The sequence below is a fragment of the Actinomadura sp. NEAU-AAG7 genome, from assembly GCF_018603865.1.
GTDB classification, from domain to species: Bacteria; Actinomycetota; Actinomycetes; order Streptosporangiales; family Streptosporangiaceae; genus Spirillospora; species Spirillospora litoris.
The window spans coordinates 1,382,915-1,395,083 of record NZ_JAHFZY010000001.1 but is presented as its reverse complement, the minus strand read 5'-3'; the positions used below and the strand labels follow the sequence as shown (position 1 = coordinate 1,395,083).

Genomic DNA, 12,169 nt, shown 5'->3' with positions numbered 1-12,169 from the left:
GGCCGAATGAACCATCACGGAAAGGACATCGGATGAGCAGGAAGCAGCAAGCGCCGGCCGACAGGTTCCCCGCGCCTCCCCGGATCCGGTTGCGGAGCACGGTACTGCCGATGGTCAGGGACCCGCTGGGCTTCATGGCATCACTGCCCGCCCACGGTGACCTGGTGCGGATCGGAGCGGGGCCGTTGCGGGCCTATGTGGCCTGCAGCCCGCAGATCGCGCGGAGCATGCTGGCCAACGACCGCGACTTCGACAAGGGCGGGCCGGTCTACGACCAGGCGCGGGTGTTTCTGGGGAACGGTCTGGCCTCGTGCGGGCACGCCGATCACCGCATCAAGCGGCGTCAGATGCAGCCGGCGTTCCACCGCGCCCGCATGCCCGGATACGCGCAGATCATGAGCGAACGCATCGACGCCCTCACCGGCACGGACTGGCACCACGGGCAGACCATCGACCCGCGCGAGGAGTTCTACTCGATCGTGGTCGCCACCACCGCCGCCGCCCTCTTCGGCACCGACCCGGACGCCGCGGACATCTCGCGCTCCTACCGCGCGACGCAGGAGACCCTCACGGCGGGCTTCCGCCGGATGGCCGACCCGACCGGGCTGACCGCCAGGCTGCCCACCCGCGCCAACCGCCGCTACCAGCAGGCCGTCGCCGAGTGGTCGGCGCTGGTGCACCAGACCGCCCGGCAGGCCCGCCGCGACGGCCCCGACCGCGGCACACTGCTGTCGGCCCTGGCGCACAGCCGAAACCAGGACGGCACCGCGGCGCTGACCGACGCCGAACTGCACGACCAGATCAAGACACTGATGGTGGCCGGCTACGAAAGCACCTCCTCTGCGCTGGCCTGGGCGTGTCACCTGCTGGCCGCCCACCCCGACATCCAGGAGCACCTGCACGCCGAAGCCCGAAGCGTGCTCGACGGCCGCCCGGCCGACTTCTCCGACCTGCCCCGCCTGGAGCTGACCCGGCAGGTCCTGCTGGAGGCGCTGCGGCTGTATCCGGTCGGCTGGCTGTTCACCCGCAGGACCACCCGCGACACCGAACTCGGCGGCTACCGGCTGCCCCAAGGAACCACCACCGTCTTCTGCACCTACCTTCTGCACCGCCTGGCCGACTGGTTCCCCGAGCCCGCCGTCTTCGACCCCGGCCGGTGGGCCGGGCCCGGACACCCCGAGCGGTCTCCCGCCTTCATGCCCTTCGGCAGCGGCGCCCGCCAATGCATCGGCAACGACTTCGCCCTCACCCTGGCGCCCCTGCTGCTGGCCACCCTCGCCGACCGGTGGCACCTCACCATCCCGCCTGGCGCGCCCCGCGCACGCCCCCTCCCGCACCTGACCCTGGTCCCCTCGCCCGCACCCCTGACCCTGCACCGCCGGTAACACCCCACCACCAACGCGGCCGATACGACGAGGTGGTCCAACTCGCGCAGCAGATGATCGCTCCAGGAGGTCCATCTGCTGTATTCGGCGGTCGCCCAGGCACAACGCGATGAAGAACGCCCGCTTCTCCAAGACCCAGGTCGCGCTCACCTTGCGGACCCGCCGCCTGGGTCCGTGCTCTGGCCCCAGAGTGGATCGCGGGCTGAGCCCGGGTACTGGAGCGACCCCGAGCACGACGGGACGCCACAGGTTTGTCCACCGCCGGAAAGGCATAGGAGGCGCGGACGGTGACGAGGAATTCATCGGGAGCAAGTAGCCCGTCTGCTTACTGCAGCACCCGGAGGGACCGCCGAGATGCTGCCTGGCGCCGCTGAGGAGGACCTGGGGCGCGGTCGACCGCGCCGCGGGAAGCGGTGGGGCGGGCTGTGGCTGAGCCGCCGCGGCACTGGCAATGTCGGCGCCGGTGGACCTTCTGACCTGGTCGACCAGGCGCTCGCCGACGTCATAGCCGAGCAGGCACGCAGTGCCGCTAGTCACCACATGCCCGGCGAAGCGGCGCAACTACGGTGAGGAGGCGCGGGGATGGCCGTTCCGGGTACCTCGACGCCCCGCCCGCCACCGGGCCCTGGAGGGTGGGTCCGGCGCGAGCCTGCCGTGACCTGGCGGATGACCATCGACAACCTCCTGGTGAACATCCCCCCGTCCCTGATATTCGCCCTCGGCGCGTGCCTTCGCGCTCACCTGGGCGCGGTGCAGACCGCCGAGCACGCAGGGATGATCATCCTCCTGCAGATGCTGTTTGGATACGTCTTCGACGCCTCTAACCAGTCCCGCGACACCGATGAGGATCGCATCAACAAGCCGCACCGGCCCGTCCCGTCAGGACTGATCACCCCTGCCGGCGCGCGTCGGCGCTTCTGGTGCGTGATGCCTGTGTACACCCTGGTGGGCTGGGCGATGGGTGTCGTGGAATGGGTCCTGCTCTTCCAGGCGGTCGTCACGTTCCTCAATCTGCTCTGCCCACCGCGTGCCTACCTGTGGTGCAAGACGCCTTGCATGATCCTCGGTGTCGTCGCCCAGCTCGCCGCCGCCTGGCAGTCCGTCGCCCCCATCGACTCCACCGCCTGGCGGTGGATCCTGATCATCGCCGTCCCGTTCTGCCTCGCCCTGCCCTTCGAAGACGTCAGAGACATGGCCGGCGACCACGCCATCGGCCGCCGTACACCGGCGCTGGTCCTGGGCGAGTGGCCCCTGCGGGTCTGGTTCGCCGGGCTGCTCGCCTGGATTCCCCTCGCCCTGCACTACGCACTGTTCCTCCCCACCCACGCCTCCGGGCCCCGAATCCTCCTCTGCGACACGGCCCTGGCCATCGCCTGCTGGACGCCTGCGTTAAGAGCCCTGCTCCTGCGGAACACGGCTGCGGACCGCCTCACCTACCAGCTCCTGATCACCGCGTACATCATCATGACGCTCACCACTCCCGCCCTCTGGTACTGAAACCCTGGCGCATCCGTCGATCGATCTATCCATTGCTCTACGCCAGTCGCGCTGCGCGGTTACGTCGCCGTTTCCGTTGCCGTCCAGAGGTCGCAGGGGGGTGGAACGGGGTGCCAGTTGTTGTCGCCTTCCGTGTCGCGTCGCCGGCGACGTCCAGGCCCCCCGGACTCGGGCGGCGGGAGCCCAGGTCCGATGTCGTGTCGTGTCTAGGGGGCGGGGTGCAGGAGGCGCAAGCCGCCGCTGCCCCCAGCCCCTTACGACAGCACTGCGCGTGGCGAAAGGACGTGCCCCTGATGCTGTTTGCGCCCGGTACCCAGTTCCACCTGCCCGAGCTCACCCGGTCCATCCCAGTGAAGATCCATCCGCGTGCGGCCGAGTGCGAGGCAGAGTCCGAGCAATGGGTACGCGCGATGCTCGGCGCCGCCCTAGTGACCGAGCAGAAGATGGAGGAGATCCTGGAAGAACGCGGCTCCCACTGGGCCTGTCTGGGCTTCCCCACCGCCACAGGCAGGAGAATGACCCCCCTGTGCGACCTCTCCCAGTTCCTGTTCGCCTTCGACTCCGACTTCACGAACCGCATGGGCAGCCGAGGCGAACTCGACCGAGCCAAAGACACGTTCACGCGGATCTTCGGCATCATGGCAGGCGCCACCCCCGCCCCGGCTATGGCGTACGAGATCGCCTTCCATGATGTGTGGCGACGGATCGCTGAAGTGATGAACCCGCCGCAACGTAAACGATTCGTCGACGCCTGCACGGCGTACTTAAACGCCCAGCTCCTGGAAGTGGCGGCACGGGAACGCGACGAGATCTTCGATTTCGAGACCTACATGGAGATCCACCGGGACAGCATCGCCACCCGCCCCTACTGCGTCCAGATCGAGTACGGCCTTGAAATCGACCTGAGCGAGATCATCGAAGAGCCCCCGCTGAAACTGGTCCACCGGCACACAAGCGAACACTTCGTCCTGGTAAACGACCTCTTCTCGTTCCCCTTGGAATGCGCCGCTGACGACTACGTGAACGCAGTAGCCGTATTCTGCGCCGGAGACGGCATGCCCCTTCAAGCCGCTATCAACCGGCTCTGCGCCCTGATCGACCAAGCGGAGGCGAACTTCATCCGGGCCCGCGCCGAACTCCTGGCCAGCTCGCTGGGCGGCTACCCCGGACTGCGCGCCTATGTCGACGCTCTTGGCCTCATGATGTCCGGCAGCCTCCACTGGTCCTACTTCACGACCAGGTACCACGGCCCAGGCTTTGTCTGGAACGGCGCAACCTCGGGACTGGTAACGCTCTATCCCGACCACGTCACCTTCGAATGACACCCCTGACCGCTATGCCCGACCAGGCACTCCGTTCGACTTGCAAATTCCAAGATCGGTTGAGATGCGGCTTCTGATGCGACTCAGCGCACGCAGTCTCCTGACGGGACCGGCAGTGCAGGTACCGCGAGCAGGGTCACCTTGATGTCCGGCCTTGGGGAAGATCGGAACGGCCAGTAGCGACTCCGGGTGGTGGCTGATCAGTGGGCCGCCGGGGTCACAGGTCGTCGCGTTCCAGCCAGCACATCGCGGCGAGCAACTGTTCCGGGGTGAGTCCGGTCGCGTGCCGTAGTTCCTCGACAGAGATCTCTATCTGGTCGGCTGGCCTGGCGTCTTCGAGCGCGCGCAGGAGTTTCCCAGCCCATAGTTCGGCGTCGTTGTAGGGCCGGGCTTCCGCCAGGTCGTGGAGTTGCCTCATGTGATCGGGGGAGCAGGCGACCACCATCCGTCGCCCGTCCCAGGGGGCGGCCTGAAACCGACAGAAAGGGGCCGTGGCTAGGTGTTTGCTGAGGTCAGCGCTGTCGGTGGGCGGGGTCTTGCTGGGGACGGCCGGAATACCCGGAAATCTAGCGATGGGCCTCGCAAGGCACTGATCGCTACTCATCAGTAGGAGGGTGGGACGGCGAAGCGCCCGGGTTACCCGATAGAGAGGGGTTGGTAGCTCCGGCCCCGCATCGGAAGGAGTGAACCATGGCACGGTTGCCTCGACTTCCCCGGGAAGACGGCGACGTCGGTTCGAGGTACTACGCACTGGGCGAGTTGTGCAGGCTCATCACGTTCGTCATTTGGCTCCTCGTAGGCATGCCGGGCGGGCCCCGCTAGCCGCAGGAATCTCGGCCCGATCGGCTGGCGCCACCAAACCCGCAAGGTAGGTCCGGACAATACGAATCGCTGTTGTCCGGACCTACCTCGCATACCGCTGGTCGGCGCACCGGTGGAACTCCTCCTGTCCGGCCACTTTTGGTGCATACCCGCTGAGGTGCCCCGGAGATTCCGGACAGCTTCCCAGCTAGAGTTGGGGAGAACCGGAAGGGAAGGTCGTTGGTGCGACAGAGGCGGCATTTCGCCCAGGAGCACAAGGACGAGATCGTCCGCATGGTTCTGGACGGCCCGCGCCCCATCGCCCACGTTGCGCGTGAGGTCGGATCCATGACACCACCCTGGGCAACTGGGTGAAGGACTACCGCAGGAGGCACGGCGACGCGGCCGCCATCGACACCGGCGGAGGCGGGGATAAGAGCCGGCGGGAGCTCCAACTCGAACGAGAGAACCGTAAACTCCGCGAAGAGAACGAGTTCCTGAAAAAAGCCGCGGCCTTCTTCGCCAGGGATCACCGGTGACCGCCAAGTACGAGTTCATCGACGCGGAGAAGGCCGACCACGCCGTCATCGACATGTGTGCCTGGTTGCACGTGTCACGATCGGGATATTACGAATGGCGCGGACGGCCGGTGTCGGTGACCGCGGAACGACGACAGCGCCTGAAAGCGATGATCCAGGCGGTGTTCGACGCCAACCACGAGACCTACGGGTACCGCCGGATCCACGTCGTGCTGGCCCGTTCCGGTGGACAGGTCTCGCCGGGACTGGTCCGGCGGTTGATGCGCGAGTTGGGCCTGCAGCCGGTGCAGTCCAGGCCCTGGCGGCTGATCACCACCCTGGCCGGCGACCCGCGTGACCTTCCCGACCTGGTCGAACGGGACTTCGCCGCCGAGCGGCCCGGCATCAAACTCCTCGGCGATATCACCTACATCCCCACCTGGGAGGGTTTCCTTTATCTGGCGACCGTCATCGACTGCCACTCCAAGATGGTCGTCGGGTGGGCGATGGCCGATCACTTCAAGACCTCGCTCATCAACGCCGCGCTGGACTCGGCGGCCGGGCACATCGACATCGAGCCCGGATGCATTTTCCATTCCGACCGTGGTTCGAACTACACTAGTGAGGAGTTCGGCAGCCATCTACGCAGGTACCGGATGCGTCGCTCGGTGGGGCGGACGGGAGTGTGCTGGGATAATGCCATGGCCGAGTCATTCTTCGACTTCCTGAAGAACGAGTGGCTCCACCGCATGGTATTTGTCACACGCGCCAAAGCGCGCAGCGCGGTCGTCCAATACATCGAAGGCTTCTACAATCGACGTAGGCTTCACTCGGCGATCGGGTACCGGACGCCTCTGGAGGTCCACACCGAGTACCTGAGCCGACACCAGGCCGCGTAGGACATCCATCAAGCCACTGTCCGGAAAACGCAGGGCCCCTCATCGAAGCCGCCCGTGAATCACTGGTCATCGGAGTCATGTGATGACGAGCAGCCGCAGCAATCCCGAAGATCGGCATACCGCCCTGCCAGATTACACCGAAGGTTCCCGGCTACTTATCGACGAAGGTCACACGGAGCCCCTGCTCGCTCGTGGTCGTTCAGCGGTCATGCATGCCTCCGAGTGTTCGCTAGACGTTTCGTTAGATGAACGCGGTTCAGCGCGTCTCGTAGGTGCCTCAGGTGAAGGGTGCCGACTCTGGTTACGAGTCAGTTGCTGACGCTGGGAAGGGAGAGGCGGAAGGTCCCGCTGCAGGGAGCGGGAGCCTCCAGGCGAGCAGACAGGGTGATCGGGGTGGTGACGACCTCGGATGTGAGAGTGTGATCCTCACGGGGGCGAAGTCGGCCGCTGTGTTTGCCGATGGTCCAGATGAGCCTGGTTTCGGCGCCGCAGCCGGTGTCGGGACGAAAGTCGAGAAAGGCGGAGAAGAACCGGGTTCCGCCCGACAGCGGCATGTTCCTCATCCGGGGAAGGGCGAAAGAGGTGCTGACCGCCTGGCCCGCTGTCAGCCGGTACCCCAGCGCGGTGTGGCCTGCGTACGACCGCTTCTGGGACACGGCGACCCGGGCCGGCCGGGCCCCGCTGACCACCCAGCCCGGGTCCAGGCTCTTGGTCTGAGAGTAAGACTGATACCAGATGAGCGAGGAGAACAGGGCGACGAAGAGCCCGATTAAGACTGCGGGGAACGCCCAGTCAAACCAGTCATAGTCCTCCGTGTCCTCTTCGCCCCCCTCGCGGACCTGCTGGTATCCATCGGCTGACTTTGGGGGCTCCGCTGGTTGCGGGTTGTCCGTGTTCGGCTCGCGAGACTGGCGGGCTTGATCGTGGGCCTCGGCCGATGGCGGGAGCCGCACCTGGCCGGGGGGCGGCCGGTGGGGCTCGGCGTCGTCCTCCAGGAGGTCCTGGGGTTGGTTTCGGGGGTCGTGGCTGGGGCTGCTGAGCTGGGGCGGATCGGTGTCGGGGGTGTTGTCCAGGGTTTGTCCGTGGACAATGGCCGATGCCGGGCGATCTTCGGCCGGTTCCAGCCGCAGCCGGTCGCGGGCCAGGTCCAGGGCGGCCCATATCTGCTGCAGGAAGTCGCGGGCCTGGTCCAGGTACTGGTCGCATTCCTCGGGCGACCATGCCACCGCGATGGGCGGCGGCTCGCCCGGCAGTATTGCCGGGGCCCGCTCCGGCCGGTGCAGCAACTGACGCAGTTGCCCGGACTGGGTGTGTCCTTCGACCATCAGGTCTTCGGCCTCATCGCGAGCGGCCCGCGCCTGACGCAGCCGTTCTTCGGCCAGGTCCCGCCGGAGCCGGTGGACGCCGTGCCGCTCGGCCGCGACCTGGCCGGTCAGCGTCTGGTTCTGCTCACGCAGCAGGCGGACGACGTTCAACAGCGTGAAGAGCACCCGCAAGGACGCCAGCTGTGCCTGCTGAGCGACGATCTGCCCGTCCTGCGCCTGCTCCAGCCGCCGCAGCAGCTCCCCCTCCGACAACCCCCGCGCGGCCACCGCGACCTTGCCCGCGGCCGCCCGCTCGGCCCGCTCCAGCAGGTCGCGTCCCTGCTCCAACCGCCGCTCCCGCAGCCGCGGCTCGGCCACCAGATCGGTGACCACCTGTTCCAGCAGCCACCCCGGGATCAGATCGGCGCCATTGCGGAACTCGGCCCACTTGGCCCGGCCGAACCGGAACCGATCCGCGAGCTCGCGCACCGTCAAACCGGCGGTCAGCGTCTCCCGCAACCACTCTGCCAGCGCGGCCGCCTCGGGCGTCTCGGCACGCACCCGCACCCGACGGCCCGGCCGCCGGCCCTGGTTCGGCCCCGGCACCCCGTGCCCCTCCCCATCCGATCAACCCCACCCGGCCCGGTCCGCCGCCCCTCGGCCGCGTCCCACACCGCTACAGCACCGTATTTGTCCACGACCGACCTGCGCCGCGATATCCAACCAACAACGGACAACTCCTCCGGCAGGCACGGTGAGGCCAGCGACACCGCCGACACCCCCAGGCCGCCCACCCCGGGCACCGGCCGCAAGGAGCACCGTGGAACCGACAACCGCCGTCCAAGCCATCGCCGCGACCCTCAGCGTCGCGGCCGCGATTCTCTCGCTCCTGGAAACCGCCCTGCGCCACCGCACCAACCCCACCGGCGGCGAGGGCACCGACACCCGCAACGACGAAGACTCAACATGACCACCAAGGGGCGGGTCACGAAGCCGAGACTGCCGACTGCCGCGCGGGCGATGGTGAACTCCAGGCCGCAGCCAGTACCACGTGAGCGGACACGGCTTTTGAGACAACGAACCTGCACCAACACCTGCCCGGCGGGCAGCCTCGCGGCAGTCTCAGATCCGATCGTTTGCGGGCAGGTGATCAGCCTTGCCTTCCGGTAACCCCGCAGGTCGCCGACCGGCCGTTATGGGAAGCGGTTCATCTGTCGGTATTCGGCGGTGCCGCCTTCCTCGTGCTGGGTGGGGTGCACGAGGAAGGCGGTCAGGTGCCGCACGGGGGAGGACGCTCAGTGCAGGGTTTCCTTGAGCAGTCGCAGGGTGGTCTCCAGGGCCAGCCGCAGGTACTCGATGCGCAGGCGGTGGTGCCAGTAGCGGGTCTCGGTGGTCGTGGTCGTGGTCGCGGCGGCGCGGCCGGGGGCGCGGTCGCGGGAGCGAGCCTTGCGGTGGCGATTGGTCATCAGATGTCCTCAGGATGTGGAGGGGCGCCGGTGTGGCGGTGAGCGGGCCCGGCCGGGCACCTCCACTCAACGGGGCCACGCGAGCGTTGCGCCAGAGTGCTGGAGCATCCGCACACGCCTGAGGTGCAGGCGGTCACGCCTGCGGTGTTCGGCGGAACAGAAAGGGGCCGGACCTGGACGTTCTAGCGGCTCCGGCTGGATCCGCCGCTACCGTTTCGAACGGGCGAGAACGTCTGAGAACCTCCGCAAACGGCAGCGAACGGTCAGGTGAGTCATGAACGAGCATCCAATGCGCACCGACGACCTCAACCTCACCGCGATCACCACGATGTCGCAGCTGTGCCGGGCCCTGAAGGTGCTGCATCTACGCGCGGACTCCCCGCCGCTGCGATCGCTGTCGGACTGGTCGGTGCGCAACGGCAAGCCCGCGCTGTCGCCAAGCGTGGTGTCCGAGACTCTCAACGGCAAGCGGATGCTGCGTAAGCAGGCCATGTTGGCCCTGGTCGAGGCCTGCGGCGTGCCCGCGGAGTCGCACGGCCCCTGGCGTGACGCCTGGGACCGGGTGATGGCACCCGCCCCCCACACCATCGGCATCGGGAACGCGCAGGCCCACACCACCGCACCGGCACAGGGTCTCGTGCAGGCGGGCGCGTCGGCCCCCGTCCCGACGACGACACCGCCTTCCCCGCCGGCGGCCCCGGCTACCGGCGCCGGCACGGAAGCCGCGGGGACCCTCGGCGGTGGCGGAGTTGGGAGCGGCGGTGGGGCTGGGGGCGAGGGTGCGCCGGGCGGCGGGCTCGGTTCCGCGCGGCCTTTGCCGACAGGGACCGTGGAGCGGCTGAGGGCGATGCTGGATCTAGGGGTGCTGGAGGAGAACGCCGGCAACCTCGACGCGGCCAGCGGCCTCTACCAGCAGGTCATCGACGGCGGCCATCCAGAGCAAAGCGCCTTGGCCCTGAAATGCATGGCCTGGCTGCGCTACCTCCAAGGCGACCTGGACGCATCCCGCGTCCTGCACCAGGCCGCCCTCGACTCCTCCTACAGGCCAGCCCGCGCGGGAGCCAGCAAGAACCTCGCCTGGATCGAGCATCTGCAAGGCAACACCGAACTGGCCCGCGAACTCACCGCCCTGGCGGTCGAGGAAGGAGACGCCGAACTAGGCGCCCTGGCCAAACTCAACCTGGGCTACTTCGAGGAGACCGAAGGCAACTTCGACCTGGCCAGTCACGTGTACGAACAGGAATTGGACAGCCCCTACATCTCCGTGCGCGCCTACGCCCTGCGCAGCCTGGGCTGGCTCCGGCACCAGCAAGGAGACACCGACAAAGCCCGCCGTCTCACGCAAGCGGCCATCGACACCGGCTTCCCCGATGCCGTGGTCAGCGCCACACGGAACCTGGCGGCCATCGAAACACAAGCCGGCAACCTGGACCGCGCCCGCACCCTCTACCAGCGCGCCATCGATGGCACCCCGGCCACCAACCCCCCGCCCAACCCCGCACCGAACACCCCCGGCCCGCCCACACAACGCTGACCAGCCTGCACGACAGAACCACTCAGCCAGGCGCCCGCACCCGAGCACAACACGATTCCCAACGCCTCCCGGGCACCTCTTCGCCATCTCCCAGCACGCTCGCGCCGGTGGCCAGAAAGCGAATCTTGGGCTCAAGGGATCAGTGCATCACCTTTAATGATCTTGATCGTGGAGGTGTGATGCGGGACTACGGGTTGTCGCCGGGTCAGCAGGACGAGTTGTGGCGGCAGTGCGCGGCACGGCGGTCGGACGAGCGGCCCCCTCGACCGCCCCGGAGGTCGGCTTGTCGTCTCCAATAGCGGGGATGGGTCCTGTTCGCGGATGAATGCCGCCGGAACCTCCTTGGTAGTGGCTCGATCCCGCGTGGAGTCGGTGCCGATGCGCGCCCGGGCGTAGACGGCGGCGGACCGCACGTCCCGCTCGCCTGAGCCGAGCTGTTCGATCGCCTTGGTATACCGACCAGTGATCTACCCCTGCGGGCCGTGGGCTGCTGCTGCCCGGTGCGCAAGGTGACGGCGGTGGCGATGAGACTGGCGCCGGCCAGCACGGCCCCGACGAGCAGGACACCGCTGTTGATCCACTGGTGAGTGCTCTGCCGACTCCCCTCGCGCTCACTGTCCCGGCATTGGGCTCCGCCTGGAGCAACTCCAGGCGCCGATCCGCAGGCAATGCGTCCAGTTCGGTTCGCGAGGGTTGCTTGCTTCACCCGCACCGGAGACCCTGCGTAATCATCACTCCGGCCGCCCGAGACGAGCGGATCCGCGGGTTCGCTCACAAGGATCGGCCCCCGCCCGTACCGCCGTTGACCCGAAGACGGCATGTGCGTCTGGTCTCCCGATCAGAGCGGAACCCGGCCACTCGGCAACACGTGGCGGTGGAACATCGTCGGCGGCGCCCGGGCGCGGCCGCGCAGCGGCCCCTCGGCTCGAGGGTCAAGGGGGCGCCTGGCGCTGGTGCCGACCAGGGGTGAGGGCAGAACGACGAGATCACGGTGAGGCTCCTACACCGCCCTGATCCCGGCCCCTCCGGCAGGTCCTTGAGCCACCCACTCCGCCAGGCTCCTCCGCCGTCCAAAGAGCGTCGGGCAGGCCTAACGGGTCAGTCATTCGGGAAGCTGCTAGAACCGGGTCTTGGCGTCAGTCCGGGCCTCTTTCCGGATCTGCGCTTCAGTGGCCCCACGGACGCTGAACAGGAGTGCGCCGGTCAGGTCCGCGTCGATCAAGTCCACGCAGGCCATGTTCACGCCGGGTGGCGCGGGGGATGCGGGTGTTTGTGCAGATCCAGGGACTGGCCGGGGGGATCGGGGGGCGGCGGGTCATGATGGTGAGGACGGCGGCGACTTCGGTCTCGGGTTTGGTCGGTAGGTCCTTGTTCTTCACTTTGGGGGCGGGGTCGTGTTCGCGGACGTAGGCGGCCGGTACGTCGCGGATGGTCAGCGGGCGA

The 12,169-nt window shown here is 67.8% G+C and carries 8 protein-coding genes and 1 pseudogene; 6 read left to right on the top strand and 3 right to left on the bottom strand.

Translation table 11 applies throughout. From position 1 onward, the window contains the following. Window positions 1–32 precede the first annotated feature (32 nt). The 3 genes from KLI87_RS06370 to KLI87_RS06360 all read left to right on the top strand — a co-directional run bounded on the left by KLI87_RS06370 (window position 33) and on the right by KLI87_RS06360 (window position 4,204). Window positions 33–1,385, top strand: a complete 1,353-nt coding sequence (locus tag KLI87_RS06370) for a cytochrome P450 (RefSeq protein ID WP_214616176.1) — start codon at window positions 33–35, stop codon at window positions 1,383–1,385. Between the two features lie 666 nt (window positions 1,386–2,051). Then, complete coding sequence (locus KLI87_RS06365; protein ID WP_214616175.1) at window positions 2,052–2,882, top strand: UbiA family prenyltransferase; 831 nt, start codon at window positions 2,052–2,054, stop codon at window positions 2,880–2,882. A gap of 293 nt (window positions 2,883–3,175) precedes the next feature. Next, window positions 3,176–4,204 carry a terpene synthase family protein gene (locus tag KLI87_RS06360; protein ID WP_250903663.1) on the top strand — a complete coding sequence of 343 codons (1,029 nt, stop codon included), beginning with the start codon at window positions 3,176–3,178 and terminating at the stop codon, window positions 4,202–4,204. 217 nt (window positions 4,205–4,421) lie between these two features. Here KLI87_RS06360 and KLI87_RS06355 read toward each other — a convergent pair whose 3' ends face one another. Further along, window positions 4,422–4,808 (bottom strand): hypothetical protein, encoded by a 387-nt coding sequence (locus KLI87_RS06355; protein WP_214616173.1) that lies wholly within the window; start codon window positions 4,806–4,808, stop codon window positions 4,422–4,424. Window positions 4,809–5,245: 437 nt separating this feature from the next. Here KLI87_RS06355 and KLI87_RS06350 point away from each other — a divergent pair. Further along, a pseudogene (locus KLI87_RS06350) lies at window positions 5,246–6,422 on the top strand (IS3 family transposase). 308 nt (window positions 6,423–6,730) lie between these two features. Here the strand turns inward: KLI87_RS06350 and KLI87_RS06345 are convergent. After that, window positions 6,731–8,332, bottom strand: a complete 1,602-nt coding sequence (locus KLI87_RS06345; RefSeq protein ID WP_214616172.1) for a hypothetical protein — start codon at window positions 8,330–8,332, stop codon at window positions 6,731–6,733. Between the two features lie 214 nt (window positions 8,333–8,546). Here KLI87_RS06345 and KLI87_RS06340 point away from each other — a divergent pair, with 214 nt between their 5' ends. Further along, entirely contained in the window at window positions 8,547–8,696 is a 150-nt protein-coding gene (locus tag KLI87_RS06340) for a hypothetical protein (RefSeq protein ID WP_214616171.1), read from the top strand. Window positions 8,697–9,021: 325 nt separating this feature from the next. Here KLI87_RS06340 and KLI87_RS06335 read toward each other — a convergent pair whose 3' ends face one another. After that, window positions 9,022–9,192: a hypothetical protein gene (locus KLI87_RS06335; protein WP_214616170.1), complete on the bottom strand. Its 171-nt coding sequence runs from the start codon at window positions 9,190–9,192 to the stop codon at window positions 9,022–9,024. A gap of 289 nt (window positions 9,193–9,481) precedes the next feature. Between KLI87_RS06335 and KLI87_RS06330 the strand changes: the two genes are divergently transcribed. Next, window positions 9,482–10,726: a lipopolysaccharide assembly protein LapB gene (locus KLI87_RS06330; protein ID WP_214616169.1), complete on the top strand. Its 1,245-nt coding sequence runs from the start codon at window positions 9,482–9,484 to the stop codon at window positions 10,724–10,726. Window positions 10,727–12,169 lie beyond the last annotated feature (1,443 nt).